At 72.1% G+C, this 26,920-nt stretch carries 25 protein-coding genes and 3 tRNA genes; 16 read left to right on the forward strand and 12 right to left on the reverse strand.

What is annotated here, in order from left to right; all coding sequences use genetic code 11:
- From AC5WAM_RS21520 to AC5WAM_RS21535, 4 genes are all read left to right on the forward strand, one after another.
- Positions 1 to 879, forward strand: a complete 879-nt coding sequence (locus AC5WAM_RS21520) for an ATP-grasp domain-containing protein (RefSeq protein WP_495518519.1) — start codon at positions 1 to 3, stop codon at positions 877 to 879.
- Positions 880 to 1,089: 210 nt separating this feature from the next.
- Complete coding sequence (locus tag AC5WAM_RS21525) at positions 1,090 to 3,138, forward strand: hypothetical protein (protein WP_495523626.1); 2,049 nt, start codon at positions 1,090 to 1,092, stop codon at positions 3,136 to 3,138.
- A gap of 245 nt (positions 3,139 to 3,383) precedes the next feature.
- Entirely contained in the window at positions 3,384 to 4,904 is a 1,521-nt protein-coding gene (locus tag AC5WAM_RS21530) for a N,N-dimethylformamidase beta subunit family domain-containing protein (RefSeq protein WP_366790892.1), read from the forward strand.
- A gap of 117 nt (positions 4,905 to 5,021) precedes the next feature.
- Complete coding sequence (locus tag AC5WAM_RS21535) at positions 5,022 to 5,918, forward strand: phosphoribosylaminoimidazolesuccinocarboxamide synthase (protein WP_495518520.1); 897 nt, start codon at positions 5,022 to 5,024, stop codon at positions 5,916 to 5,918.
- A gap of 51 nt (positions 5,919 to 5,969) precedes the next feature.
- Here AC5WAM_RS21535 and AC5WAM_RS21540 read toward each other — a convergent pair.
- The 8 genes from AC5WAM_RS21540 to AC5WAM_RS21575 form a co-directional block, all read right to left on the reverse strand.
- A tRNA-Gly gene (locus AC5WAM_RS21540) sits at positions 5,970 to 6,042 on the reverse strand.
- Positions 6,043 to 6,065: 23 nt separating this feature from the next.
- The gene (locus AC5WAM_RS21545) at positions 6,066 to 6,674 is read right to left on the reverse strand and encodes a response regulator transcription factor (protein ID WP_138960546.1); all 609 of its coding nucleotides are present in this window, start codon (positions 6,672 to 6,674) and stop codon (positions 6,066 to 6,068) included.
- A complete protein-coding gene (locus AC5WAM_RS21550) occupies positions 6,671 to 7,960 on the reverse strand; it encodes a sensor histidine kinase (RefSeq protein WP_495518521.1) in 1,290 nt (429 codons plus the stop codon). Before AC5WAM_RS21550 ends, AC5WAM_RS21545 begins: the two co-directional genes overlap by 4 nt.
- A gap of 7 nt (positions 7,961 to 7,967) precedes the next feature.
- Positions 7,968 to 8,777 (reverse strand): ABC transporter permease, encoded by an 810-nt coding sequence (locus tag AC5WAM_RS21555; protein WP_366790895.1) that lies wholly within the window; start codon positions 8,775 to 8,777, stop codon positions 7,968 to 7,970.
- A complete protein-coding gene (locus tag AC5WAM_RS21560; RefSeq protein ID WP_366790896.1) occupies positions 8,774 to 9,742 on the reverse strand; it encodes an ABC transporter ATP-binding protein in 969 nt (322 codons plus the stop codon). Before AC5WAM_RS21560 ends, AC5WAM_RS21555 begins: the two co-directional genes overlap by 4 nt.
- A gap of 139 nt (positions 9,743 to 9,881) precedes the next feature.
- Positions 9,882 to 9,957 (reverse strand) — tRNA-Gly (locus AC5WAM_RS21565).
- A 77-nt stretch (positions 9,958 to 10,034) separates the two neighbouring features.
- Positions 10,035 to 10,109, reverse strand: a tRNA-Gly gene (locus tag AC5WAM_RS21570).
- Positions 10,110 to 10,253: 144 nt separating this feature from the next.
- Positions 10,254 to 10,571: a histone-like nucleoid-structuring protein Lsr2 gene (locus tag AC5WAM_RS21575; RefSeq protein ID WP_030685668.1), complete on the reverse strand. Its 318-nt coding sequence runs from the start codon at positions 10,569 to 10,571 to the stop codon at positions 10,254 to 10,256.
- 432 nt (positions 10,572 to 11,003) lie between these two features.
- On the opposite strand from AC5WAM_RS21575, the gene purS reads away from it, so the two are divergent.
- The 8 genes from purS (at position 11,004) to AC5WAM_RS21615 (ending at position 18,336) form a co-directional block, all read left to right on the forward strand.
- A complete protein-coding gene (gene purS, locus AC5WAM_RS21580) occupies positions 11,004 to 11,276 on the forward strand; it encodes a phosphoribosylformylglycinamidine synthase subunit PurS (protein ID WP_138960542.1) in 273 nt (90 codons plus the stop codon).
- Complete coding sequence (purQ, locus tag AC5WAM_RS21585; protein ID WP_138960541.1) at positions 11,273 to 11,956, forward strand: phosphoribosylformylglycinamidine synthase subunit PurQ; 684 nt, start codon at positions 11,273 to 11,275, stop codon at positions 11,954 to 11,956. The genes purS and purQ overlap by 4 nt, the downstream gene beginning before the upstream one ends.
- Complete coding sequence (purL, locus tag AC5WAM_RS21590) at positions 11,953 to 14,226, forward strand: phosphoribosylformylglycinamidine synthase subunit PurL (protein ID WP_495518522.1); 2,274 nt, start codon at positions 11,953 to 11,955, stop codon at positions 14,224 to 14,226. Before purQ ends, purL begins: the two co-directional genes overlap by 4 nt.
- Before the next feature lie 139 nt (positions 14,227 to 14,365).
- Positions 14,366 to 14,878 (forward strand): ArsR/SmtB family transcription factor, encoded by a 513-nt coding sequence (locus tag AC5WAM_RS21595; RefSeq protein WP_495518523.1) that lies wholly within the window; start codon positions 14,366 to 14,368, stop codon positions 14,876 to 14,878.
- 29 nt (positions 14,879 to 14,907) lie between these two features.
- Positions 14,908 to 15,765, forward strand: coding sequence for a M23 family metallopeptidase (locus AC5WAM_RS21600; RefSeq protein WP_495518524.1), 858 nt, complete (start codon positions 14,908 to 14,910; stop codon positions 15,763 to 15,765).
- Between the two features lie 77 nt (positions 15,766 to 15,842).
- Entirely contained in the window at positions 15,843 to 16,520 is a 678-nt protein-coding gene (locus tag AC5WAM_RS21605) for a TetR/AcrR family transcriptional regulator (RefSeq protein WP_366790900.1), read from the forward strand.
- Positions 16,521 to 16,529: 9 nt separating this feature from the next.
- Positions 16,530 to 17,327, forward strand: a complete 798-nt coding sequence (locus AC5WAM_RS21610) for a maleylpyruvate isomerase family mycothiol-dependent enzyme (RefSeq protein WP_366790902.1) — start codon at positions 16,530 to 16,532, stop codon at positions 17,325 to 17,327.
- A 157-nt stretch (positions 17,328 to 17,484) separates the two neighbouring features.
- Positions 17,485 to 18,336 (forward strand): META domain-containing protein, encoded by an 852-nt coding sequence (locus AC5WAM_RS21615; RefSeq protein ID WP_495518525.1) that lies wholly within the window; start codon positions 17,485 to 17,487, stop codon positions 18,334 to 18,336.
- Positions 18,337 to 18,505: 169 nt separating this feature from the next.
- On the opposite strand, the gene AC5WAM_RS21620 is transcribed toward AC5WAM_RS21615, so the two are convergent.
- Both AC5WAM_RS21620 and AC5WAM_RS21625 read right to left on the reverse strand, forming a co-directional pair.
- The gene (locus tag AC5WAM_RS21620) at positions 18,506 to 19,924 is read right to left on the reverse strand and encodes a sulfatase-like hydrolase/transferase (protein ID WP_366790905.1); all 1,419 of its coding nucleotides are present in this window, start codon (positions 19,922 to 19,924) and stop codon (positions 18,506 to 18,508) included.
- 258 nt (positions 19,925 to 20,182) lie between these two features.
- On the reverse strand, positions 20,183 to 20,281 hold the full coding sequence (locus AC5WAM_RS21625; protein WP_495518526.1) for a putative leader peptide: 99 nt from the start codon (positions 20,279 to 20,281) through the stop codon (positions 20,183 to 20,185).
- Between the two features lie 260 nt (positions 20,282 to 20,541).
- On the opposite strand from AC5WAM_RS21625, the gene purF reads away from it, so the two are divergent.
- Both purF and purM read left to right on the forward strand, forming a co-directional pair.
- Positions 20,542 to 22,068 (forward strand): amidophosphoribosyltransferase, encoded by a 1,527-nt coding sequence (purF, locus tag AC5WAM_RS21630; RefSeq protein ID WP_366790907.1) that lies wholly within the window; start codon positions 20,542 to 20,544, stop codon positions 22,066 to 22,068.
- A gap of 32 nt (positions 22,069 to 22,100) precedes the next feature.
- Positions 22,101 to 23,183 carry a phosphoribosylformylglycinamidine cyclo-ligase gene (gene purM / locus AC5WAM_RS21635; protein ID WP_495518527.1) on the forward strand — a complete coding sequence of 361 codons (1,083 nt, stop codon included), beginning with the start codon at positions 22,101 to 22,103 and terminating at the stop codon, positions 23,181 to 23,183.
- Positions 23,184 to 23,316: 133 nt separating this feature from the next.
- On the opposite strand, the gene AC5WAM_RS21640 is transcribed toward purM, so the two are convergent.
- Both AC5WAM_RS21640 and AC5WAM_RS21645 read right to left on the reverse strand, forming a co-directional pair.
- The gene (locus tag AC5WAM_RS21640; protein ID WP_138960531.1) at positions 23,317 to 23,574 is read right to left on the reverse strand and encodes a DUF3073 domain-containing protein; all 258 of its coding nucleotides are present in this window, start codon (positions 23,572 to 23,574) and stop codon (positions 23,317 to 23,319) included.
- A gap of 384 nt (positions 23,575 to 23,958) precedes the next feature.
- Positions 23,959 to 25,041 (reverse strand): Leu/Phe/Val dehydrogenase, encoded by a 1,083-nt coding sequence (locus tag AC5WAM_RS21645; RefSeq protein WP_495518528.1) that lies wholly within the window; start codon positions 25,039 to 25,041, stop codon positions 23,959 to 23,961.
- A 236-nt stretch (positions 25,042 to 25,277) separates the two neighbouring features.
- On the opposite strand from AC5WAM_RS21645, the gene AC5WAM_RS21650 reads away from it, so the two are divergent.
- Positions 25,278 to 26,150 carry a DUF8083 family protein gene (locus tag AC5WAM_RS21650; protein WP_495518529.1) on the forward strand — a complete coding sequence of 291 codons (873 nt, stop codon included), beginning with the start codon at positions 25,278 to 25,280 and terminating at the stop codon, positions 26,148 to 26,150.
- Positions 26,151 to 26,680: 530 nt separating this feature from the next.
- Entirely contained in the window at positions 26,681 to 26,887 is a 207-nt protein-coding gene (gene bldC, locus AC5WAM_RS21655) for a developmental transcriptional regulator BldC (RefSeq protein WP_003949541.1), read from the forward strand.
- Positions 26,888 to 26,920: the final 33 nt, after the last annotated feature.

Below are 26,920 nucleotides of genomic sequence, written 5' to 3' on the forward strand. Positions count from 1 at the left end.
ATGGCCTCAACTCGTCCGCGCCCCCGCCTCCTGTACGTCACCGACCTCGCCTACGAGGCGCGCGGGCGGCGCTACTGCGACGAGGACATCCAGCTGTCCGCCCGGCTGCGCGAGCACCTCGACGACATGGACGTCGCGCTCTGCCACCCGCTGGACGCGGCCGCCCTGATGGACGGCTTCGACCTCGTCGTCGTACGCAACAGCGGACCGGTCATCCACTACCAGGAGGCGTACGACGCCTTCCGGGACCGCGCGCTGCGGGACGGCGTACGCGTGTACAACCCGCTGACCGGCCGCGCCGACATGGCGGGCAAGCAGTACCTCGTCGACCTGACCGCCGAGGGGCTGCCGGTCATCCCGACCGTCGACCGCGGCGAGGACCTCCACCGGCTTCCCGAGGCGGCGTCGTACGTCGTCAAGCCCAAGCTCGGCGCCGACTCCATCGGCCTGCGGACCGTGGGCCGCGAGGAGCTCGCGGGCCTGGACTTCACCGCGGACGGCGGGCTCCTCGCCCAGCCCCGGATCGACTTCCGCCACGAGGTGTCCTTCTACTTCATCGACGACGCCTTCCAGTACGCGCTGTACGCCCCCCGCCCCGACCGGCGCTGGGAGCTCGAACCGTACGCCCCTACGGACGCGGACCTGGAGTTCGCGCGCGGGTTCGTCGACTGGAACACGCTCCCGTACGGCATCCAGCGCGTCGACGCCTGCCGGGCGCCGGACGGACGGCTGCTCCTGGTCGAGCTCGAGGACCTCAATCCCTATCTGTCCCTCGACCTCATCGGTGCCGAAGGGCAGCGGGCGTTCGCCGGAAACCTGGCCGTCTCGCTGCGCCGTTACCTGGCGGACAGCTTTACCCAAAGCCATTCCATCGAGTGACCGCTCGCCCATCCGGCTGACGCTGACCTGCGCCCCAACTAGGGTGCGGCGCAGGCGTTCCGGCACCCATAGCCAAACAGCCCACCGGCATTGCGATGTCGGTGGCGGGTGCCACAGTGGGGGAGTGAGCAACGCCATCGACGTGCGCCGCCGGCTCCGGCCGACGGCCGAGCTGTGAGGCAGCAGGGGGTGTCTTCGGTCGTGTCAGGTATGGGTGAGGAGGCGGGCGCGCAGGCCGCGCGCTCCCGGGCTCTCGCCGTGCTGCGCCTCCGCGGCAGGGCGCTGGCCGTCGCCCTGCTGCCCGCGGCCGTGGCCGTCGTCCTGCTCGCCGCCGCGGTCACGGGCCACGTCGAGGGGGCCGCCTGGGCCGCGGCCCGCTGGGTCGTCACGGTGTTCGCCGTGCTCGCCCTCGTCGCCGCCTCGGTCGTCGCCCTGGTCGTCGCCCGCGCCCGGCCCGCCCTGAGCCCCACGGTCCCGATCAGCGAAGCCGCCGCGCCCGACCTGTACCGCCTGGTGCGCGACCTCGCCGACCGCCTGGACGTCCCCGCCCCCTCCGCCATAGCGCTCACCCCCGACTGCGACAGCTGGCTGGAGGACCGCACCCACCCGGCCCACGACGCGTGCGCGCGCCGCCGCGAGGCCGAGGCGGCGCAGGGCGGAGGGGCGGGCCCGGCCCCCGAGAGCGGTGCCGCCGACGACGACCCGGACCTCCGCAACGGGATACGCGGCGGCCGCCCGCCCAAGAGCCGCGCCCCCGCCGCCCCCGTGCTCGTCATCGGCTCGCCCTTCCTGTGGTGGATGCGGGTCGGCGAGCTGCGCGCGGTCCTCGCTCCCGTCGTCGCGGGCACGGGCCCCTCGGCCCACCCGGACATAGCGGCCGCCCGCCGCTTCGTGCGCGGCCTGGACGCGGCCGTCGCCGTCGCCTCCTCGCCCGGCCGCGGCCCGATCACGCGCACCGTCCTCGGCGGCGTCGGCTGGGTGGCACGGCTGCTGCTCCGCGGCTGCCGGATGCACGCGGCGGAGATGGAGCGCGGCGTCGCGGCCGCCGCCGCCGAGCGCGCCCAGACCGTGGACTACGGCGCGCGGATCGTCGCCCAGGAGCAGGTCGGCCTCGCCTACGCGGGCTGGGACCGGCTCCTGACCCGGGTCGCGCTGCCCGCCTGGCGCATGGGCCGCTGGCCCTCGCGGCTCGACGCGGGCGTGGTCTCGGCGCTCACCGAGCTGTCCCGCAGGGACCGCCTCGCCGAAGGGTTCGCCTCACGGCTCGGCGAGCGCCCCGCCTGCGACCTCCTGGAGGAGCCCGGCGTGGTCGACGAGGCCGCCTCGCTGCTCGCCGCCCGGCTCTTCCACGGCGGACCCGCCGAGTCCGGCCCCGGCTGGGCCCCGGTGGCCTGGCAGGAGTACCCGGACGAGGTCGTGGACCGCAAGTGGCGCATGGACGCGGCCCGGCTGCACCGCGTGCTCGACTCCCTCGGCGTCAGCCGCTCCTTCGACCCCGAGGCCCCCGACCCCGAGGGCCCCACGCTCGGCCGGGTCCTCGACCATCTGACGGACCCCGAGCGGGCGGCCCGCCGCCGCGCCTCCGGCACCCCGGACACCGACACCCCCGGCGCGAGGGAGGTCTGGGCCGCCGACCTCGAGGCCGATGCCCTCGAACCCACCGCTCTCGAAGCCGACGACCGCGTCGGCACGGGCGGCGCGGACCCGGACCGCGTCGCCACGGACGCCGTCGCCACGGACGCCGTCGACCCGGACGGCGTCGGCACGCACCGCGCACACACGGATCACGAAGCCGCCGACCGCGCGTACCCGGATCACGAGGACGCCGACCGCGAAGCCGCGCACCGCGAAGACCCCGACGAAGGCCGCAGCGGCCAGCTCGCCGCCGGGCTCAGCGCCGAGCTGGCCCGCGAGGAGGCCGCCGCCCCCGCACGGCCCGCCCCCACCGGCCAGTCCCCGGACGACGCGCTCTGGGACGACGGCGCGCTGCCCCTGTTCCCGCTCCAGCCGCCCCGGTCCGGCCGCGAGCTGCTTGCCGACCACGTAGCGGCGATGGTGTGCTGCGCGGCCATAGACACCGCGGGCGCGGCCCCCGGCCTCGACTGGCTGGACGGCCCCTCCCTGCTGATGGACGGCGAGCGCGCGGCCGACCTCACGCCGCGCGTGCTCACCCTGGTGGAGGACGGCGACCCGGAGCCGCTGCGCGCCTGGCTCACCGCCCAGGGCGTCCGCCCGGAGAAACCCCTGCGCCTCGTCTAGACGCCCCGCCCCCCCCGGGGCACCCCGCCTGCCGTCCCCGCGCCCGGAGTGAAACGTTCCGGTCATCGCCGGTCTCGTTAATTCACGACGAACGGTGACGGACCGCGTGCGTAATGTGATGTGCTGGGACCGCGAAAGGGAAAGACCGCCGCGGCCCGCGGCGGCTCCGCCTCCGCACCGGCACGGAGCCATCGACCACGCAGCGGCGGAGAACAGGCTCGGGGGAGCGAGGGAGGGGACAACGCATGGGACCGGAGCCGATCCGCCGCTGGGAGTCGGGCGCCCTCGCCCACGCCGTGACCGACCCCTTCGGCCAGGGCCCGCTGCCCTGGCTCCGGGGCGCGGAGCACTACTTCGACGACACGGGCCAGGTCGTCCCCTGGTACGTCGACCACGCCCCGGCGCCCGGCGCCACCGGACCCGGCCACCTCCCGGCCCGGCGCCCCGGCGGCGGCCCCCGCACCGCCGACGACGTGCACCGCCAGATCAAGGGCTTCACCAGCACCGGCGCCGCCGCCCCGGGTGAGGCGCTCGACTTCCACATCACGGTCGACCCGCCGCAGCAGTTCAGCGTGGACATCTACCGCATCGGCCACTACGGCGGCGACGGCGCCGCGAAGATCACCACGAGCCCTCGCCTCGCGGGCATCGTGCAGCCCCCGCCGCTCACCGCCGACCGCACGGTCTCCTGCCACCACTGGTGGCTCTCCTGGCGCCTGCAGATCCCGGCGTACTGGAACATCGGCGCGTACGTCGCCGTCCTCACCACCGCCGACGGCTACCGCTCCCACGTGCCCTTCACCGTCCGCGACAGCCTCGTCCAGGGCGAGCTGGGCCACGCCCCGTCCGCCGACCTCCTCGTCGTGCTCCCCGACATCACCTGGCAGGCGTACAACCTCTACCCGGAGGACGGCCGCACCGGCGCCAGCCTCTACCACGCCTGGGACGAGCACGGGCGGCTCCTCGGCGAGGGCGAGGCCGCCGTCACGGTCTCCTTCGACCGGCCGTACGCGGGCGCGGGCCTGCCCCTGCACGTCGGCCACGCCTACGACTTCATCCGCTGGGCCGAGCGGTACGGCTACGACCTCGCCTACGCCGACGCCCGCGACCTGCACGCGGGCCGCATCGACCCCACCCGCTACCGCGGCCTGGTCTTCCCCGGCCACGACGAGTACTGGTCCGTCGCGATGCGCCGCACCGCCGAACTGGCCCGGGAGAACGGCACCTCGCTGGTCTTCCTCTCCGCCAACACCATGTACTGGCAGGTGGAGTCGGGCCCGTCCCCGTCCGGCGTCCCGGACCGCCTGCTGACCTGCCGCAAGCGCCGCGGCCCCGGGAAGGCCGCGCTGTGGCGGGAGATCGACGCCCCCGAGCAGCAGCTGATGGGCATCCAGTACGCGGGCCGGGTCCCCGAGCCGCACCCGCTGATCGTCCGCAACGCCGACCACTGGCTGTGGGAGGCCACCGGCGCGCACGAGGGCGACGGCATCGACGGCCTGGTCGCGGGCGAGGCCGACCGCTACTTCCCGCGCACGGCGCTGCCCGAGCACCAGGACCGCATCCTGCTCGCGCACTCCCCGTACGAGGACAGCGAGGGCACCGTCCGCCACCAGGAGACCTCCCTGTACCGCGCCCCGTCCGGCGCGCTCGTCTTCGCCTCGGGCACCTTCGCCTGGTCCCCGGCGCTCGACCGGCCCGGCCACATCGACGCCCGGATCCAGCGCGCCACCGCCAACCTCCTCGACCGGATCTGCAAGCGCGACTGACCCCGGCGCGGACCCGGCGGGCCGCCGCGGCCGTCGGGACTCGGCCAACCCTTGGCCAAGACCACTCCCCGCATACGGGAGAATCAGAGCACTTGTTCAGAACCACGGGGAGGAACCGTGTCCGGATTCGTTGAAAAGCCCGAGCCGCTCCAGGTTCCGGGCCTGGTGCATCTGCACACCGGCAAGGTGCGCGAGCTGTACCAGAACGAGGCGGGCGACCTCGTGATGGTCGCCAGCGACCGCATGTCCGCCTACGACTGGGTGCTGCCCACCGAGATCCCCGACAAGGGCCGGGTGCTCACCCAGCTGTCGCTGTGGTGGTTCGACCAGCTCGCCGACATCGCCCCGAACCACGTGCTCTCCACCGAGCTGCCGCCCGGTGCCCCCGCCGACTGGGAGGGGCGCACGCTCATCTGCAAGCGCCTGGAGATGGTGCCCGTCGAGTGCGTCGCCCGCGGCTATCTGACCGGTTCGGGCCTGCTGGAGTACAACGAGACCCGCACCGTCTGCGGCCTCGCGCTGCCCGAGGGCCTCACCGACGGCTCCGAGCTGCCCGCCCCGATCTTCACGCCCGCCACGAAGGCGGAGGTCGGCGAGCACGACGAGAACGTCTCGTACGAGGAGGTGGCCCGCCAGGTCGGCGCCGAGACGGCGGCCCAGCTGCGGCAGACCACCCTCGCCGTCTACGGCAGGGCCCGGGACATCGCGCGCGACCGGGGCGTGATCCTCGCCGACACGAAGTTCGAGTTCGGCTTCGAGGGCGACACGCTGGTCCTCGCCGACGAGGTCCTGACGCCGGACTCGTCCCGCTTCTGGCCGGCCGACACCTGGGAGCCGGGCCGCGCCCAGCCGTCCTTCGACAAGCAGTTCGTCCGCAACTGGCTGACGTCGTCCGCGTCCGGCTGGGACCGCCACGGCGAGCTGCCGCCCCCGCCGCTGCCCGCGGACGTGGTGGCCGCGACCCGCGCCAAGTACATCGAGGCGTACGAGCGCCTCACCGGCACCGCCTGGTAGCCGGGCACACGACGAAGCCCCCCGGTTCGAGGAACCGGGGGGCTTCACTTGAGCGGACGACCAGGTTCGAACTGGCGACCTCAACCTTGGCAAGGTTGCGCTCTACCAACTGAGCTACGTCCGCGCTGCGCCGAAGCGCGATAGCTACTATACCCAACCTCGCTCGCGGGCGAGACGCACTGCCGCGTGCCGGTTCTCGGCACCGGTCTTGGTGACCGCCGACGAGAGGTAGTTCCGGACCGTTCCCTGGGACAGCGAGGCGCGCTCGGCGATCTCCGCGACGGACGCGCCGTCGGCGGCGAGTTCGAGCACCTCGGCCTCGCGGGCGGTCAGCGGGGAGTCCCCCGCGGAGATCGCGTCGGCCGCCAACTCCTGGTCCACGTACCGCCGTCCGTCGTGCACGGTGCGGATGATCTCGGCGAGCCGCTGCGCGCTCACCGTCTTCGGCACGAACCCGCGCACGCCGACCGCGAGCGCCCGCTTGAGGTGGCCGGGGCGGCCGTGGCTGGTCACGATCATGACCCGGCAGCCGGGGAGTTCGTCCCGCAGGGATGTGGCCACGCTCACACCGTCCGCCCCCGGCATCTGGAGGTCGAGCACGGCGACGTCGGGCCGGTGGGCCCGCGCCATGGCGAGGGCCTCGGGCCCGGACGCGGCCTCCGCGACGACGGCGAGGTCGTCCTCCAGGCTGAGCAGGGCGGCGAGGGCGCCGCGGATCAGATGCTCGTCGTCGGCGAGCAGCACGCGCACGGTCACGAGGCCCTCGCCCCCGGGACCCCGGCCAGGAGCGCGTCCTCGGCCTCGCCGGCCGGGGCCGTCCCGGGGGACACCGGCACCCGTGCGGTGAGCCGGAACAGGCCGCCGTCGGCGGAGTGCTCCAGGGTGCCGCCCACGGCCGCGAGGCGTTCGCGCAGGCCGGGGAGTCCGGTGCCGCCGGTGGCCGCGCGGCCCTCGGGCACCCCGTCGTTCTCGATGGTCAACGTCGTTCGTCCTTCCGTGACCGACACGGTGATGGCGCAGTGCTGTGCGTCGCCGTGGCGCAGCACGTTCGTGGTGCCTTCCCGCACCACCCAGCCGAGTGCCGACTGCACCGCGGCGGGCAGGCCCGCGGGCTCCCCGGTCACCCGGCAGGGGATTCCGGCGGCCTCCAGGACCCCCTGGGCGCCGATGAGTTCCACGCCGAGCTCGACCTCGCGGTAGCCGCGCACGACCTCTCTGATCTCCCGCTGCGACTCCTGTGCGATCCGCTGCACCTCGACCATCTGGTCCACGGCCTCGGGCCGCCCGCGCCGGGCCAGCTGCGCGGCCAGCTCGCTCTTGAGGGCGATGACGGCGAGGTTGCGCCCCATCACGTCGTGCAGGTCGCGGCCGAAGCGCAGCCGCTCCTCGGCGACGGCCAGCCGGGCCTCGACCTCGCGGGCCCGGTCGGCCTCCCACATCACCGAGAGCGTCCAGGCCCCGCAGCGCGTGCTGAGCAGGGCCACGCCGGCGCCGAAGGCGACGAGCACGGCGATCCCGAGCAGCCGCCCGTCGCGCACGCCGACCACGGCGAAGCCCGTCACGACCACCGCTTCGACGAGCGCGAAGCGCATCCCGAAGCTCCGCAGCCCCAGCGCGAAGGCGAGCGCCTCGAAGTGCGGCACGACGAGGAAGGCCACGGGGAAGCCGATCAGGCCCTCCTCGACGCCGTCCACGGTCTGGAGCGCGAGGGCGAGGGCGAGCATGACCACCATCAGCGCGCGGGACACCGCGAGGTCGCGCGCGGGGTACGGGGCGCGCCCCAAGTAGTGGTCGAGCGCCCGCCGCAGGCTGCGGTTCACCTGGACGCACTGCCCCGCGGCCGTCACGATCATCGCCCAGCCGAGCAGCTGCGCCGACAGGTCCGGCGCCAGGCTCAGGCCGAGCGGCAGCGAGCCCCAGCTCAGGAAGAGCAGCCAGGGCATGGCGTGCCAGAGCGCCACGGACTGGAGCTCCACCCGCTCGATCTTGGTGCGCTCGTGCCAGCCGCGCTGCCAGGCCCGCATCCGGCCGACCACGTTCATCCCCTCCTCAGCGGCGCGGTTCCCAGCGGAACCACCGGCGTACAGCAAACACGCCGAGCGCGATCCAGGCCACCGCGGTCGCGAGGGTGCCGAGCGCCTCGGTGAAGGACAGCTGCCCGGTCCAGCCGCCGCGGATCAGCTCGATCACGGGGGAGAGCGGCAGGAGCGCGCAGACGTCGGCGAGCTGGTCCGGCATCACTTCGAGCGGCACCATCGCCCCGGAGCCGAGGAACGACACGAGCAGCAGGGGCATGGCCGCGACCTGCGCGCTCTCCACGCTCCGGCTGAAGCTCGCCGTGACGGCCGCGAGCAGGGGCCACAGCACGAGGCCGAGGAGCAGCCCCAGGACGGCGTAGTACGGCGCCTCGGGCGCGCCCACGTCGAGCAGCGCGAGACAGCCCGCGGTCAGGAGCAGCGACTGGACGAGGCCGACGGCCACGGAGGGGAGCGCGGCGCCCGCGAGGATCTCCGCGTCCCGGACCTCGCCGGTGCGCAGCCGCTTGAGGACGAGCTCCTCGCGCCGGGCCGCGTACACGTTGACCAGTGCCGAGTAGACGGCGAAGAGCAGGGAGAAGCCGATCGCGCCGGGCAGGACGACCGAGCCGACGGACAGGCCGGTGCCCTCCAGGTCCGCCTCCTCGGCGGCCTGGCGCACGCTGAACGGCAGGACGAGCGGCACGAAGAGCGCCGCGAACAGCGTGCCCTTGCTGCGGCCGAGCAGGGTCAGCTCGGCGCGGGCGAGGGCCCGCATGCGTCCGGCGGGGGTGGTGCGCGCGGTGCGCTCCCGCGCGGGGCGCGTCGTGGTCAGGGTGCTCATGCCGCTGCCTCCTCGGTGTTGGTCTGGGTCCCGGCCGTGGCGTCGGCGGCCGTCGCGTCCCGGGCGATCCGCAGGAAGGCCTCTTCGAGGGAGGCGGCGCGGATGTCGAGCCCGCGCAGTTCGACGCCTGTCCGCTGGGCCCAGACGAGCAGTTCGGTCGCGGAGCGCTGGAGCGTGCCGGTGCGCAGCCGCACCGTGCGGCCCACCAGTTCGTGGTCGCTCACGCCGAGGTCGGCGAGCGGCGGCAGGTCGCCGGGGAAGTAGCCGTCGGGCAGGTCGAAGGAGATCTGCGAGGGCTGGGTGGCGACGACGTCGGCGACGCGTCCGGAGGCGGCGATGCGGCCCTCGTGCATGATCGCGAGGCGGTCGGCGAGCTGCTCGGCCTCCTCCAGGTAGTGCGTGGTGAGCAGCACCGTGGTGCCGTTGTCCCGCAGGGCGCGCACCAACTCCCAGGTCTCGCGGCGGCCTTCGGCGTCGAGCCCGGTGGTCGGCTCGTCGAGGAACAGGACCTCGGGGTCGCCCATGAGCGCCATCGCGAGGTCGAGCCGGCGCTTCTCGCCGCCGGAGAGCTGCTTCACGCGGGTGTCGCCGCGCCTGCCGAGCCCGACGGCCTCCAGGGCCTCGGCGACGGGCCGGGCCCCGCTGGTGCACCCGGCCCACATGCGCGCGGTCTCGGTGACGGTCAGCTCGGAGGGGAAGCCGCCCTCCTGGAGCATCACGCCGATGCGCGGGCGCACCGCGGCCCGGTCGCGGTAGGGGTCGTGCCCGAGGACGCGGATCTCGCCCGCGGCCGGTTCGGTGAGGCCTTCCAGGAGTTCGACGGTGGAGGTCTTGCCCGCGCCGTTCGTCCCCAGGAGGGCGAACAGTTCGCCCTGTCCCACGGTGAACGAGATTCCCCGGACCGCTTCGAAGCCGCCCGCGTAGGTCCGCCGCAGGTCGGTGACGTCGATCACGTGCTCTGTCATGGCTCAAGCGTTCCGCGAGCGGGGGCGGTCCGGCAGTGCGGCCTGTCATCGGCACCCATGACAAATGTCAGATGGGAACAGGTGGGAACAGGTGGGAACAGCAAGAAGCCCGGTACCTGGGGTACCGGGCTTCTCCTTGTGGAGCGAACGACGAGGTTCGAACTCGCGACCTCAACCTTGGCAAGGTTGCGCTCTACCAACTGAGCTACGTTCGCATCTGCTCCCGACCGGCTTTCACCGATCGGTGCGAGCACCAGCCTACCGCACCCGGAAGGGTGGTCGGTGACCGATGTGGAGCGGGTGACAGGGATCGCACACTGCGCCTTCCCCCTGGAAGGGGGATGTTCTACTACTGAACTACACCCGCACACTGCTGTGGGATTCGGCCTTTCGGCCTCGCCCCTCGGCGTGCTCCAGACTTTAGCTGATCACCAGGGGTGCCGCGCAAGTCGGCTGCGCAGCACCCCTGTGGGCGGCTCCGGCCGGGGACGGCGACGGGCCCGGCCGGAGGTCAGTTGGCGGCTTCGAAGGCCTCGTACACCTTCTTCGGGATGCGGCCCCTGGGCGGCACGTCGAGCTGGTGGGAGCGGGCCCAGGCGCGCACGGCGGCCGGGTCGGCCGTCACCGCCGTGTGGCGGTAGACCTTGCCGGACTTCGACTTCTTGCGGGCCGCCTGCAGGTAGGGGGCCAGCACCTTGCGAAGTTTCTCGGCATTGGTTTCGTTGAGGTCGATCTCGTACGACCTTCCGTCGAGACCGAAGGCGACCGTTTCCGCCGCTTCTGAGCCGTCGATGTCGTCATAGAGAGTGACCACGACACGCTGCGCCACGAATATCGGTCCTTTCGTGCGGCCGCACCGCATATGACATGCGCTGATGCCGACTGTCCGGCAGTTTTGGGACAAAGTATCGGCTATTGCCAATTCCTTTGTACAGGGCCGGGCAATGAAGCGGGAAGTCGGCTAAATCTCACCGCGTGTTCCGGGGGCGGCCCGTCCGGAATGCGGCTCCGGCGCGCACCTCAGCAGACTGTCCGGCGGGCGGTGCCCGGCGCAATGGCGAGCTGTGATCTTTTCCGGGATTTTTCGCGCACGCACCGGGGGCGACACCCGGATGACCGGCCGATCCATGAGGCAAAGTGACTGGCGTCACGTATGTTGCTACGAATCTACGCGGGTAGAATTTTTGTACGGGTAGTCTGAAGGAACCTGCTCAGCACCACGCCTGGCAGCACACGCAAGCACCACACACCGGGAGTGCCAGTGGCACGCGTCGTAGTCGACGTCATGCTCAAGCCGGAGATCCTCGACCCCCAGGGACAGGCGGTGCAGCGTGCACTGCCGCGCCTCGGATTCCAGGGCATCTCCGATGTACGTCAGGGAAAGCGCTTCGAACTCGAAGTGGACGGGCCGGTGGACGACGCCGCGCTCGCCCGTATCCACGAGATGGCGGAAACCTTCCTCGCCAACACCGTGATCGAGGACTTCGTCGTAAAGGTGGAAGCCACCGAGGCATCCGCGGGGGCCCAGAAGTGACTGCCCGAATCGGAGTCGTCACATTCCCTGGAACCCTGGACGACCGTGACACGCAGCGCGCCGTGCGCGTGGCGGGCGCGGAGGCGGTGCCGCTGTGGCACCGCGACAAGGACCTCAAGCAGGTCGACGCCGTGGTGCTGCCCGGCGGTTTCAGTTACGGCGACTATCTGCGGGCGGGCGCCATCTCGCGTTTCTCGCCCGTCATGGAGTCGGTCATCGACCAGGCCAGGGCGGGAATGCCGGTCCTCGGGATCTGCAACGGCTTCCAGGTCCTGACCGAGACGCACCTGCTCCCCGGCGCGATGCTGCGCAACAACCACCTGCACTTCATCTGCCGCGACCAGAAGCTGCGGGTCGAGTCGGCCCTGACCGCCTGGACCGCCGACTACGAGGCGGGCCAGGAGATCTCCATCCCGCTGAAGAACATCGACGGACGCTACGTCGCCGACGAGCGCACCCTCGACATGCTGGAGGCCGAGGGCCGCGTCGCCTTCCGCTATCTGGACGTGAACCCGAACGGCTCGCTGCGCGACATCGCGGGCATCACGAACGAGGCGGGCAACGTCGTCGGTCTCATGCCGCACCCCGAGCACGCGGTGGAGCCGCTGATCGGGACCGGCCGCACGGACGGCCTGGGGTTCTTCACCTCGATCCTGAAGAAGCTGGTGGACGCCCGATGACCCTCGACACCGTCAAGCACGCGGGGGAGACCCCCGAGACCGCGCTGCCCTGGGCCGAACTGGGCCTCAAGGAGGACGAGTACGCGCGCATCCGCGAGATCCTCGGCCGCCGCCCGACCGGCGCCGAACTCGCCATGTACTCCGTCATGTGGTCCGAGCACTGCTCGTACAAGAGCAGCAAGGTCCATCTGAAGCAGTTCGGCGAGAAGGTCCCCGAGAACGACGCGATGCTCGTCGGCATCGGCGAGAACGCGGGCGTCGTCGACGTCGGCCAGGGCTACGCGGTCACCTTCAAGGTCGAGTCGCACAACCACCCCTCGTACATCGAGCCGTACCAGGGCGCCGCGACCGGCGTCGGCGGCATCGTGCGCGACATCCTCGCGATGGGCGCGCGCCCGGTCGCGGTCGTGGACCCGCTGCGCTTCGGCGCCGCCGACCACCCCGACACCAAGCGCGTCCTGCCCGGCGTGGTCGCGGGCATCGGCGGCTACGGCAACTGCCTGGGCCTGCCGAACATCGGCGGCGAGGTCGTCTTCGACGCCTGCTACCAGGGCAACCCGCTGGTCAACGCCGGCTGCATCGGCGTGATGAAGCACGAGGACATTCACCTCGCCAAGGCGTCCGGGGCGGGCAACAAGGTCATCCTGTACGGCGCCCGCACGGGCGGCGACGGCATCGGCGGCGTGTCCGTCCTGGCCTCGGAGACCTTCGAGTCCACCGGCCCCGCCAAGCGCCCCGCCGTGCAGGTCGGCGACCCCTTCCAGGAGAAGCTCCTCATCGAGTGCACCCTGGAGATCTTCAAGGAGAAGCTGGTCGACGGCATCCAGGACCTCGGCGGCGCCGGGCTCTCCTGTGCCACCAGCGAGCTGGCGTCCGCCGGTTCGGGCGGCATGCGCGTCGAGCTGGACACCGTGCCGCTGCGCGACGCGACGCTGTCTCCTGAGGAGATCCTCATGAGCGAGTCGCAGGAACGCATGTGCGCGATCGTCGAGCCCGGCAAGGTCGACCGCTTCCTGGAGATCTGCGAGAAGTGGGACGTCATCGCGACCGTCATCGGTGAGGTGACGGACGGCGAGCGCCTGGAGATCTTCTGGCACGGCGAGCAGATCGTGGACGTCCCGCCGCGCACGGTCGCGCACGAGGGCCCGGTCTACCACCGCCCCTACGAGCGCCCCAGCTGGCAGGACGCCCTCCAGGCCGACGACGCGGGCAAGCTGCCGCGCCCGGCGACCGCCGAGGAGCTCAAGGACCAGGTCCTGAAGGTCGTGGCGTCCCCGAACCAGGCCTCCAAGGCGTGGATCACCGACCAGTACGACCGCTTCGTGCAGGGCAACACGGTGCTCGCCCAGCCCGAGGACGCGGGCATGGTCCGCATCGACGAGGAGACCAACCTCGGCGTCGCCATGGCCACCGACGGCAACGGCCGGTACGCGAAGCTCGACCCGTACGCGGGCGCGCAGCTCGCGCTCGCCGAGTCGTACCGCAACGTCGCGGCCTCCGGCGCCCGGCCGCTCGCCATCTCCAACTGCCTGAACTTCGGCTCCCCCGAGGACCCGGCCGTGATGTGGCAGTTCGCCGAGGCCACGCGTGGTCTGGCGGACGGCTGTCTGGCGCTGGGGACCCCGGTCACCGGCGGCAACGTCTCGCTGTACAACCAGACCGGCGAGACGGCGATCCACCCGACGCCCGTCGTGGCCGTGCTCGGCGTCATCGACGACGTCACGCGCCGCACGCCGGTCGCCTTCAAGGAAGCGGGCCAGCTCCTCTACCTGCTCGGTGACACCGGCGAGGAGTTCGGCGGCTCGGCCTGGTCCCAGGTCGTCCACGACCACCTGGGCGGTCTGCCGCCCAAGGTCGACCTGGAGCGCGAGCGGCTGCTCGCCGAGATCCTGATCTCGGCCTCGCGCGACGGCATGATCGACGCCGCGCACGACCTGTCCGACGGCGGCCTGATCCAGGCGGTCGTGGAGTCCTGCCTGCGCGGTGGCAACGGCGCGCGGCTCGTCGTGCCCGACACGCTGTCCCATAGTGGCTCCGCCACGGGCGACGCGTTCACCTTCCTCCTCTCCGAGTCGGCGGGCCGCGCGGTCGTGTCCGTGCCGCGCAGCGAGGAGCTCCGCTTCACCGACATGTGCGGCGCCCGGGGGCTCCCGGCCACGCGCATCGGTGTCGTGGACGGCGACTCCGTCGAGGTGCAGGGCCAGTTCGCGCTGTCCCTGAGCGAGCTGCGCGAGGCCCACACGCAGACGATTCCCGGCCTCTTCGCCTAGGACGGCCTCAAGCCCCCTCGGGGCGACCGCTCGTCGAGCCCCCGCCCGGACCCGGTCCGGGCGGGGGCTCTGTCGTGTCTGGAACGTGCCCCGCTGGCCTGAACTTGTTTGGAGTTACGTAATTACGTAATCTACGGTCATGGAGCTTGAGGAACGCGTCGCCGAGCTCGAACGGCGCATGGCGGCACTGGAGGGCGCGGGCCGCGAACACGACAAGGCCGCGCCCGCCGTGAGCGAGAGCGACTTCTGGGCGCTCGAAGGCCTGAAGGCGCAGCTCGCCGAGCACGGCGCCACCGACGGCGGCGTGCTGTACACGGGGGCGGTGCGGCTGCCGACCGGGGAGCGCTACGACTGGCAGACCGGCCAGTTCACCGAGGCGCTCCTCGACGGCGACTGGTCCGAGGCCGCCGACTCCTTCGCCGCGCTCGGCCACGCCGTGCGGCTGCGGCTGCTGCGCGAGGTCCTCGGCGGCCGCCGCACCGTCGCGGAGCTCGCCGCGCTCGACGGGGTCGGCACCACCGGCCAGATCTACCACCACCTGCGCCAGCTGACCGGCGCGGGCTGGCTGCACACCACGGCCCGCGGCCGCTACCAGGTGCCGGCGGACCGCGTGGTGCCGCTGCTCGTCTTCGTCGCGGCCGCCCGGCCCTGACCACACCACGACCGCCAGGGGGAACCACCATGTCCATACGCAAGTCCGCCGCCGTCCTCCGCCGCCTCCTGTGGCTGGTCTTCTTCGCGCAGGTGACCGCGGGGTTCTTCGTCGACCTGCCGTACAACTACTGGTTGGGCTGGCTCCCGGCCGTGGCCGCCATCGGCATCGGCCTGCTGCTGGGGCGCACGGCGCGGCAGCAGACGGTGAGCGCCCCGCCGGCTCCCGTCGAGGTGGCGGCCCCCGTCACCGGCCGCTGGTCCGCGCTCAACAGCCCGGCCGACAAGGTGCCGAGCCACGGCACGCACGCCCTCGCCCAGACCTACGCCATCGACATCACGGCCGAGGGCGACGCGTCCGGGGAGCACGCGCGGCCCGGCTTCGCCTGGCTCTGGCCCGTGGCCCGGCGCGGCAGCGCCTTCCCCGCCTTCGGTGCCCCGCTGCTCGCCGTGGCCGACGCGACCGTGGTGCACGCGGAGGACCGCCAGCGCGACCACCTCAGCCGCAACTCGCTGCTCGGGCTCCTCTACTTCCTCTTCGTCGAAGGCACGGTGCGCGGTGCCGCCCCGCCCCGCCGCGTGATCGGCAACCACGTCGTCCTCGACCTGGGCGACGGCGTCCACGCCGCGTACGCGCACGTGCGGCGCGGCTCCCTCACCGTGCGCGCCGGGGACCGGGTGCGCGAGGGCCAGGTCATCGGGCAGTGCGGGAACTCCGGCAACTCCACCGAGCCGCACGTGCACTTCCAGCTCATGGACGGCCCCGACATCGACACGGCACGCGGCGTCCCGTTCCGCTGGCGCGGGATCGGGGTGCCCGCCAACAGGGAGGTCTTCACGGCGGAGGCGCCCGCGGCCGACGCCTCCTCGAAGTCCCTGTCCCGGTGAATCCCTGACCCGGTACATCTTTGATCTCTAGTACATCTTTGATCTCGGGCAAAAAACGTCCGCATACAATGCGGAGCATGGCACAGAGAGACGCGCTGGCCGCCGCTGAGGCGCCCCAGGCCCGTCGGCCCGGGCTGCGCGAGCGCAAGAAGCGACAGACCGCCGAGCGCATATGGCGGGCCGCGGTGGACCTCTTCATCGAGCGGGGCTTCGACAAGGTGTCCGTCGCCGAGATCGCCGAGGCCGCCGACGTATCGAAGATGACCGTCTTCAACTACTTCGGTACGAAGGAGGATCTGATCCTCGGGCCGATGGAGGAGCACGTCGCCGACGTCGCCGACGCGGTGCGCGACCGTGCCCCCGGCGAGTCCGCCGTGGACGCCGTGCGCCGCCAGCTGCTCGGCGCGATCGCGGAGCGCTCCCCGGCCGTCGGCCTCAGCGACGACCGGCGCTCGCTCCAGACGCTGCGGCTCATCCTGGAGACCCCCGTCCTGCTCAAGCGGGCGCACGACTTCCACATGCGCGGCCAGACCCTGCTCGCCGAGGCGCTCGCCGAGGAGACCGTCGAGTCGGTGCTCGCCCAGGTCGCCGCCGCGCAGCTCATCGGCGTACGCAACGCGGTCTGCTCCGACGCGATGCGCCGCCGCATGGCCGGGGAGCCGCTCGACGCGATCGCGGCGGACACCGAGCGGCACGCCAGGGCCGCCTTCGACCTGCTGGAAAAAGGCCTCAGCGGGTTCGCGGTCAAGGCTTAGGCTCCGGCTATGCCACCGGCCAAGAAGCGCGCCCGCGCGTACGACCCGACGAAGATCCGCACCGCCGTCCTCACCCAGTTCGCGACCGTGCGGGAGGCGGTCGCGGGCCTCTCGGAGGAGCAACTCGCCCGGCCCACCCGGCTCGGCGACTGGAGCGTGCGCGAACTGGCCGCGCATCTGACGATGGCGCTCGGCTCGGTCGCGCGCGCCCTGGCCGAGCCCGAGCCGGACAGGGCCGATGTCACCCTGCAGAACTGGGCGTTCCAGACGTCGTCGGCGGCGGGCCGGGTCGATGAGGACGTCCGCGCCCTCGTGGACGGCCCCGCGGACCTCGACGCCCTGTTCGGGCAGGCCGCCGACCGGCTCGCGAAGGCGCTGCCCGCCACGCCCGGCACCCGGCTCGTCCAGATGCGGTTCGGCGGCATGACCCTCGCCGACTTCCTGGTCACCCGGACCGTCGAACTCGTCGTGCACACCGACGACCTGAACGACGCCGTGCCCGGCCTCGACGTCCCGTACGACCGCCAGGCGCTGGCCGCCTGCACCCGGCTGCTCGCCGACACCCTGGCGCTCAAGGCCCCCGGCGGCGCGGTGGAGGTGCGGATCCCGCCGTACGCCGTGGTGCAGTGCGTCGAGGGCCCCCGGCACACCCGGGGCACCCCGCCCAACGTCGTCGAGACCGATCCGCTGACCTGGATCCGGCTCGCGACGGGGCGGACGACCTGGGCCGCCGCACTCGACGCGGCGAAGGTCGGCGCGAGCGGGGAGCGGGCGGATCTGGGCGGGCTCCTGCCGCTCATGTCGTAGCGGGCAGAGGGCCGCGGGAGCGTCGGGCGGCGGGCCGCGAAGGCCGCGGGGCCCGCCGGGCGGTGGGCCCGGAAGGCCGCGGCGCCCGTCGGGCGGCGGGGCCCAAGAGCCGTGGGCGCGAGGGGAACCGGTCCGCCCGTCGCCCCGTCACAGTGACATGTACAAGCAGCGCGTTACCCAGACCCTCACCGTCCTCTTCGCCGCAGGTCTGCTCGCCGCCTGCGGCTCGGAGTCCGGATCGAACGACTCCGGCAAACCCGCCAAGGCGGACGCCGGCTCCGGCGGCTCCAAGGCGTCCCTGACCGGCGTGCGCTGGAACGTCGAGAGCCTCACCGTCGACGGCAGGAAGCAGAAGGCGCCCGACGACGTCTACGTACGACTCGGCGGAAAGGGCGGCACCGGCGGCAACTTCGGCTGCAACGGCTACGGCGCCGACGTCTCCGTGAAGGGCGACACCGTCCGCTTCAAGCCCGGCGTGCACACCGAGATGGCCTGCGAGGCGCTCGACTTCGAGAACAGCCTCGCCCGCGCCATCGACGGCACGCTCAAGGCCAGCGTCGACGACGACCGCCTCACCCTCACCAACGCCGACGGCGACCGGATCGCCCTGACCAGCAAGCCGGTGGCCCCCGGCGCCCCGCTCCAAGGCACCGTCTGGACCGTGGACTCCGTGGGCGAGGGCGGCTCGGCGCGGCCCCTGCCGAAGCAGGTCGCGGGCAAGGCCCGGCTGGTCTTCGGCAAGGACGGCACCGTGCGCGGCAACCTCGGCTGCAACGACGTCACCGGCAAGGCCGAGTCCCGCGACGGCACCCTCGCCTTCGGCACGCCGAAGCTGACCCGCATGATGTGCACGGGCGCCAAGGCGAAGACCGAACGCGACCTGCTCAAGCTGTTCGAGGGCAAGGCCCAGTACCAGGTCAAGAAGGACGGCCTCACGCTCACGGCGAAGGACGGCACGGTCGTGACCGCGACCGCGACCGTCGACGCGAACGCCGACGCGAAGAAGTAGCCCGGCACGAGCGCGCGCCGGACGGCCGGCCCACCGCCCGCCCGCCCCGACCCACCGCCCGCCCGCACCGGTCCACCGTGCGTCCGCACCGGCCCACCGCCCGCCCGCACCGGTCCACCGTGCGTCCGCACCGGCACACCGCGCGTCCGCGCCTTCGTGACGGGAGCCCTCACGCCGTCGGATACGGCAGCAGGCCCGCCTCCGTCCGCTCCCACGCCGTCCGCAGCTCCGCGAGGAGCGCGGGCTCACGGAGCGCCAGATCCGCCTGTTCCCGCTGGTCGCGGCCCAGGTGGAAGAGCTGGTCCGCGCCGCCCTTGCCGCGGTAGTACTTCCACGGCCCGCGCCGCAGCGCCCGCTCGCCGCGCACCCGCCAGAACAGGTCCCGCTCGCGCGGCTCGGTGCCGCGCAGCAGATACCCGGCGAGGCTCGTGCCGTCGAGCGGCCGGTCCTGCTCGGGCCGGGCCCCGGCGAGTTCGAGCAGCGTCGCCGTCCAGTCGGGCGTGTACACGGGCAGGTCGCTGACCTGCCCGCCGTCGATCCGGGCGGGCCAGCGCAGGATCGTCGGCACCCGGATGCCGCCCTCCCGCAGCGAGCCCTTGTTCCCGGACAGCGGCCAGTTGTAGGAGAAGCGCTCGCCGCCGTTGTCGGAGGCGAAGAAGACGAGGGTGTCGCGCTCCTGGCCGGACTTCTTCAGGGCGTGCAGCACGTGCCCGATCGACCGGTCCAGGTCCTGCACCATCTCCGTGTACTTGGCGATCGACCCGCCGTCCCGGTGCTGGAGGGCACCGCGGTCCCCGGCCTTGATGCGCCGCACGATCTCCGCGCTGACCTCGGTGTCGCCGTCGGCTATCCAGGGCCAGTGCGGGGTGGTGAAGTTGAGGTTGAGCAGCCACGGCCGGTCGTGGTCGCGCCGGACGTACTCGCTCGCCCGCTCGGTCAGGATCCGCGTGTAGTAGCGCAGGTCCTTGTAGGCCGCGTCGCCCTCGTACAGGTCGTACTCGCCGCCCAGACCGAGCTTGGAGTAGTACTCCAGGGCCCCGCCGAAGTTCCCGAAGAACTCGTCCCAGCCCGACTTGGTGGGCGAGTAGTCCGGCAGGTAGCCGCAGTGCCACTTGCCGATGAGCGCGGTCGCGTACCCGGCGCCGCGCAGCAGCGAGGCGAGCGTGGGGTGGGTGGGCTCCAGGCCCACCGACCTGTCGGCGATGGGCTCGGCGAGCCCGCCCTTCGTCCGCCCGGGGAAGCGCCCGGTGTACAGGCTGAAGCGGGTGGGGGAGCAGGTCGCCGAGCCGGAGTAGGCCTGGGTGAAGCGCACGCCCTGGCGGGCCAGGCGGTCCAGGTGCGGGGTTCTGATGTGCGGCGAGCCGTAGGACGACAGGTCGGCCCAGCCGAGGTCGTCGCCGAGGACGAAGAGGATGTTGGGCCGTCGGCCGGCCCGCCGGTCGTGCTCCTCGCGGGCGGCGAAGGGCCGCTCGGCGGGCGCGGCGACGGCCTCGCCCGCACCGATCCCGACGGCGGTGGCGGCGCCTGCCACACCCCCGGTGAAGGCGCGCCGGGACAGGGGAGCCCGTGGGCTCTCGTACGAAGACACAAAGGACTCCTGGGCGGGGAGGGCCCCCTGCGCGGGGGCGTGCGGATGCCCCCGTGGGGCGGGCGGCGGGCGCGGCCCGCGGGGGCGGAGAAGCGGCCCGTGCAGGGCGGCGGGAGCGCGCCGGAGCGCGGGGGGAGCCGGGCGCCGGAGGCGGAAAGCACCCCGAAGCGACCCGAAGGGGGAACGTTTCAGCGTGACAAACGTCCCATGGGCCAGAGCGTCAAACCGCCCTGAAACGGGGCGAAATGGAAGACCGGCTCAGAGGGCGTGACGACAGATCGCGCTCGCGACGCGGGCCAGATCGACATGGCGGCGCCATACGAGCGGGACCGCCGACGGGTCTCCGGAGGGCTGCATGAATGAGGAGCCTCACGGAGCCCGCAGGGGGCTGTCAACGCCCTGTCGTGCCTGTTCACGAGCCCTTCGCACGGCTGAAGCAACCCCGCCGACGAAAGATCGGCAAGGGGTCCGCCGGGGGGTCCTCGGCCGGGCCGCTTGGCGGAACGTACATATTCAGCCGAGGCCCTCAGAGACCCCGTCAAGCACCCGCCTACGCTCCGTACAGGACCCGTATCCCCAATTCGGACCAGTGGTCGATCTCGCCTACACTCGGTGCCGTGCCACGTGGTGACGGTCGACTCAATCACGATCTGCTCCCCGGCGAGAAAGGCCCCCAGGACGCTTGCGGCGTCTTCGGTGTCTGGGCTCCGGGCGAAGAGGTCGCAAAGCTCACGTACTTCGGGCTCTACGCCCTCCAGCATCGGGGTCAGGAATCCGCGGGAATCGCGGTCAGCAACGGCTCCCAGATCCTCGTCTTCAAGGACATGGGCCTGGTCTCCCAGGTCTTCGACGAGACTTCCCTCGGCTCCCTCCAAGGTCATATCGCGGTCGGACACGCCCGCTACTCGACCACCGGAGCCTCGGTGTGGGAGAACGCCCAGCCCACCTTCCGCGCCACGGCCCACGGCTCCATCGCCCTCGGCCACAACGGCAACCTCGTCAACACGGCCCGGCTCGCCGAGCTGGTCGCCGACCTGCCGAAGGAGAACGGCCGCGCGACCCAGGTCGCCGCGACCAACGACACGGACCTGGTCACCGCGCTGCTCGCGGGCCAGACCGACGCCGACGGCAAGCCGCTGACCATAGAGGAAGCCGCGGCCGCGGTGCTGCCGCAGGTGCGGGGCGCCTTCAGCCTCGTCTTCATGGACGAGCACACGCTGTACGCCGCCCGCGACCCGCAGGGCATCCGCCCGCTGGTCCTCGGCCGCCTGGAGCGCGGCTGGGTCGTCGCCTCGGAGTCCGCCGCGCTCGACATCTGCGGTGCCAGCTTCGTCCGCGAGATCGAGCCCGGCGAGTTCGTCGCCATCGACGAGAACGGCCTGCGCACCTCGCGATTCGCGGAAGCGAAGCCCAAGGGCTGTGTCTTCGAGTATGTCTACCTGGCCCGCCCCGACACCGACATCGCGGGTCGCAACGTCTACCTCTCGCGCGTCGAGATGGGGCGAAAACTGGCCAAGGAAGCGCCGGTCGACGCGGACCTGGTCATAGCGACGCCCGAGTCCGGCACCCCCGCCGCGATCGGCTACGCGGAGGCCTCCGGCATCCCCTTCGGCGCCGGCCTCGTCAAGAACGCCTATGTCGGGCGGACCTTCATCCAGCCCTCCCAGACCATCCGCCAGCTGGGCATCCGGCTGAAGCTGAACCCCCTCAAGGAAGTCATCAGGGGCAAGCGCCTGGTGGTCGTCGACGACTCGATCGTCCGCGGCAACACCCAGCGCGCCCTCGTCAAGATGCTCCGCGAGGCGGGCGCCGCCGAGGTGCACGTGCGGATCTCCTCGCCACCCGTGAAGTGGCCGTGCTTCTTCGGCATCGACTTCGCGACCCGCGCCGAGCTCATCGCCAACGGCATGACCATCGACGAGATCGGCACCTCGCTCGGCGCCGACTCCCTGTCGTACATCTCCATCGACGGCATGATCGAGGCGACCACCATCGACAAGCCGGACCTGTGCCGCGCCTGCTTCGACGGCGAGTACCCGATGGAGCTGCCCGACCCCGAGCTGCTCGGCAAGCAGCTCCTGGAGACGGAGCTGGCCGCGGGCCCGGCGGCCACGGCCGCAGCCGACGCGATCCGTCGCCCCTGAGCCCCATCATCAACCCCGAAAGACCCCAGGCAATGTCTGAGACAACTGCTGGTACTGGTGCCTCCTACGCCGCGGCGGGCGTCGACATCGAGGCGGGCGACCGCGCTGTCGAGCTCATGAAGGAGTGGGTCAAGAAGACCCAGCGTCCGGAGGTGGCGGGCCTCGGCGGCCTCGGCGGCTTCGCCGGGCTCTTCGACGCCTCCGCCCTCAAGCGCTTCGAGCGGCCGCTGCTCGCCTCCGCCACGGACGGGGTCGGCACCAAGGTCGACCTCGCCCGGCAGCTCGGCGTGTACGACACCATCGGCCACGACCTGGTCGCCATGGTCATGGACGACATCGTCGTGTGCGGCGCCGAGCCGCTGTTCATGACCGACTACATCTGCGTCGGCAAGGTCCACCCCGAGCGCGTCGCCGCCATCGTCAAGGGCATCGCCGAGGGCTGTGTGCTCGCGGGCTGTGCGCTCGTCGGCGGCGAGACGGCCGAACACCCGGGCCTGCTCGGCCCGGACGACTTCGACGTCGCGGGCGCGGGCACGGGCGCCGTGGAGGCCGACCGCCTGCTCGGCCCGGATCGCATCCGTAAGGGTGACGCGGTCGTCGCCATGGCGTCCTCCGGGCTTCACTCCAACGGGTACTCGCTGGTCCGGCACGTGGTCTTCGACCGCGCGAAGATGACTCTGGACCAGCAGGTCGAGGAGTTCGGCCGCACGCTCGGCGAGGAGCTCCTGGAGCCCACCAAGATCTACTCCCTGGACTGTCTGGCGCTGACCCGCACCACCGACGTGCACGCGTTCAGCCACGTCACCGGCGGCGGCCTCGCGGCGAACCTGGCCCGGGTCATCCCGGACGGCCTGCACGCCACCGTCGACCGCTCCACCTGGGCGCCGGGCGCCGTCTTCGACCTCGTCGGCACGGCGGGGCAGGTCGAGCGCCTGGAGCTGGAGAAGACCCTGAACATGGGCGTCGGCATGATCGCCGTCGTGCCCGAGGACTCGGTCGACGTGGCCCTGGCGACGCTCGCCGACCGCGGTGTCGAGTCCTGGGTCGCGGGCGAGATCACCGACCGCGGCGACCACGCCACGGGAGCCGAGCTCGTCGGCGACTACGCCAAGTAGTCCACGGCCGGGCAATCCCCGCCCGCACAGCACGAAACCCGGTCCGGCAAGCTGCCCGGACCGGGTGAAGTGCGTTGTCGCGCTGTCCGCGAGAGGTGCGGACCCTTACCGCGCGAAGAACCGAACTACGAGGTCAAGCGCCGCGGCGCTGCTGCGACGGGCCGGACTCGTCCGCGTCCTCGTCGTCATCGTCGTCGGTGTTGTACAGATCCGCGTACTGCGCGTACGGGTCTTCGTCGTCCTCGTCCTCGAACGGCTCGCCATTCGGCGGCTGCTGCGAAGTCGAAGCGCCCAGCTCATTGGCCAGACGCGACAGGTCAGTCCCGCCGCTGTTGTACTTCAGCTGGCGGGCGACCTTTGTCTGCTTGGCCTTGGCCCGGCCGCGCCCCATGGCTCGACCCCCTCGGTATCGGGGCTCATGGCCCCAGAGTCTTGACACGCGTTCATGATCCGGAACGGGCTCTCCGTGGAGAGACCGGTCCGTAGGGCTTCCACGGTACCTGTTCCTGCGGCCATACGGTACGTCGCCCGCAGGACGCGCCTGGGCGCACGACCGGCAAGGAGCCCTTTCCTCGCTGGTCAGCTGCGATTTTAACCTCTTCTTGGCGGGCGACCCGCCGACGGGCGTGAGTCTTCTCTCCCGATGACGCCGGCGGGCCCCGAGGAGAGCCTTGTCAGGGCCCAATCAGGCCGTTCTGGAGGCCGTATTCAGTTGTCCCCGGGCTGCGTTCCGCCATCATTCGGACACGTTCCGCAGCCTTTCGCCCGGTACGCGTCAGCCGCGGCGGGCCTCCGCGATGCGCTGCTCGGCGATCCTGTCGGCCGCGGCGGCGGGCGGTATGCCGTCCGCCTTCGCGCGCGCGAAGATGGCGAGCGTGGTGTCGTAGATCTTCGCGGCCTTCGCCTTGCAGCGGTCGAAGTCGAAGCCGTGCAGCTCGTCGGCGACCTGGATCACGCCGCCCGCGTTCACCACGTAGTCCGGGGCGTAGAGGATGCCGCGGTCGGCGAGGTCCTTCTCGACGCCGGGGTGCGCGAGCTGGTTGTTGGCCGCGCCGCACACCACCCGGGCGGTGAGGACCGGCACGGTGTCGTCGTTCAGGGCACCGCCGAGCGCGCACGGCGCGTACACGTCGAGGCCCTCCGTGCGGATCAGGGCCTCGGTGTCCGCGACCGAGGAGACCTGCGGGTGCTTGTCCGTGATGCGGCGCACGGAGTCCGCGCGCACGTCCGTGATCACGACCTCGGCGCCGTCCTCGACGAGGTGCTCGACGAGGATGTGCCCGACCTTGCCGACACCCGCGACGCCGACCTTGCGGCCGCGCAGCGTGGGCGCGCCCCACAGGGTCTCGGCGGACGCCCGCATGCCCTGGAAGACGCCGAAGGCGGTCAGGACCGAGGAGTCGCCCGCGCCGCCGTTCTCGGGCGAGCGGCCGGTCGTCCAGCGGCTCTCGCGCGCCACGACGTCCATGTCCGCCACGTACGTGCCGACGTCGCAGGCCGTCACGTAGCGGCCGCCGAGGGAGGCCACGAAGCGGCCGTAGGCGAGGAGCAGCTCCTCGCTCTTGATCTTGTCCGGGTCGCCGATGATGACGGCCTTGCCCCCGCCGTGGTCGAGCCCGGCCATGGCGTTCTTGTACGACATCCCGCGCGCGAGGTTCAGCGCGTCGGCGACGGCCGCCTCCTCGGTGGCGTAGGGGTAGAAGCGCGTGCCGCCGAGGGCGGGGCCCAGGGCGGTGGAGTGGATGGCGATGACGGCCTTCAGTCCGCTGGCGCGGTCCTGGCAGAGCACGACCTGCTCATGACCCCCCTGGTCCGACTGGAACAGGGTGTGCAGGACGCCGTCGGTTACATCGGTCACGGTGGTGACTCCCGGATACATAGCGGCGGTTGGACGGGTGCCCGTGCGGGTGGCGGGTCCCGTTGTGGCATGAGAGTAGAGCCTCGCGGGGCCCCGCCGCCGCACGGAGGTCGGCAAGACTCTGTCCCCTCTTCGCGGGGGTCACTCTCCCGGGCTGCGAGACGGAGTACGGCGGTGTTCGGCCATGGCACGATTTGCAGTGTTTTCCAGCCGGTGGGCGGGGGAGGGGAGGAGCCGTGCCCAAGGTGTCCTCGGTGGTCGTCCCGTACGCGTCGTACCTGCGCGTGTACGAGCCCCTCGCCGCCTTCCCCGAGCCCGAGCGCACCCACTGGGCGCGCTACGCACGCCGCCCGGAGCGGCCCTCCTACCAGGACGAACTGCGGGCCTCCCTGGCGGACCTGGCGCCCACGCCGCCGATCCCGGTGCCGGTGCACGAGAGCCGGGAGGCCTTCGTGGTCGAGGCGGACGGCGTGGTGTGCGTCTGCCCCTGGCGCACCCGGCTGCGCGGCTGGCAGGCCCTCGACGAACTGGCCGGACTGCTGCCCGCGCCGGTCCTCGACGCGGTCATCCCGCCGGTGGTGCGCCGGCAGGCGGCCGCTGACTACGAGGCCTGGCTGGTGCGCAACCCCGACGCGCGCCCCTGGATCCGCACGGCGACCTGGCACGTCCCGCTGAACTGGTTCGTGCTCGTCGCGGACGAGGAGCGCTTCTACGACACGGCGTACGCCGACGCCGCCGACGGGGGCGAACCGCCCGTGGCCGCGGCGCCCGTGCTGCGTTACCGCACGCCGATGGTGCAGGCGAGGCGCCGGGTCGCGCGCGGCCTGAAGGCGCTGCGGAACGCCATGGACGAGGGGCCGCTCATCGACGGCCTGGTGGACGTGGGCCGGTGGCTGGAGGAGTTCCATCCGCGCTCGCTCGTCGAGCTGGACTACGGCGGCCTGGTGCACACGCTGTCGGCGGAGACGCTCGACGAGGACCACTCGGCGGCGGACGTGGCGGCGGGCATCGAGGCGCTGCGCGACGGAGACGGCGTGGGCGCGGGCGAGGCGTACGCGCGGCTCGTCGAGCGGTGGCGCGCGGTCCGGGAGCGGCAGTTCTCGAACTGACGTCGTCTTCTTGACGAAGCCGTAACACCGAGCCGGTGGTTTTCCCCTGGAAGTAGTGCATCCTGGGCTTTCCCTGTCCCGCCGCCGGGACGTAGGTCCCGATCCGGGCCTTTGCCTCAAGCGTGATGGACCGCACTTAACTGACCCTTGCGCCGATCAGCCTTCCTCATGCCAAAATAGGACAAGGAGTCCGGACAGGGCTCCTTCCGTCCAACTACGGGCGGAATGCTCTGCATTGCACGCTATGGGGGGTCTGTTGACTCCTGATCGCTCTGTGACTGATCGTCACTGTGGCGTGACTGTCCGCTATGGCATGGTCCATCGGCTTCCGTCGCTGATGGACACCTGGGAGGGCAATTCCATCGGTTTGGCCGACGCGGCTGGACGGATGGTGTAGTTGTAGTGCCGAGGACAAGCCGTTCGTCCTATAACCGACTCGACTCGCGTCCGCCATTTCGGGCAACGCGGGTCAAGGTGCAGAATTTAGAGGAATGAACCGAGAAGGTTCGGTTCTCCCGAGGAGGCCGCTCATGACCGCTCGCACCCCTGATGCCGAGCCGCTGCTGACCCCGGCTGAGGTTGCCACGATGTTCCGCGTCGACCCCAAGACGGTCACGCGCTGGGCCAAGGCTGGCAAGCTCACGTCGATTCGCACGCTCGGCGGGCACCGCCGATACCGCGAGGCCGAGGTCCGCGCACTGCTCGCGGGCATTCCGCAGCAGCGCAGCGAGGCCTGACGCAGGGCGTTATCGCAGCAAGAAGTGCACATC

Source organism: Streptomyces sp. JLYT201 (assembly GCF_059448825.1).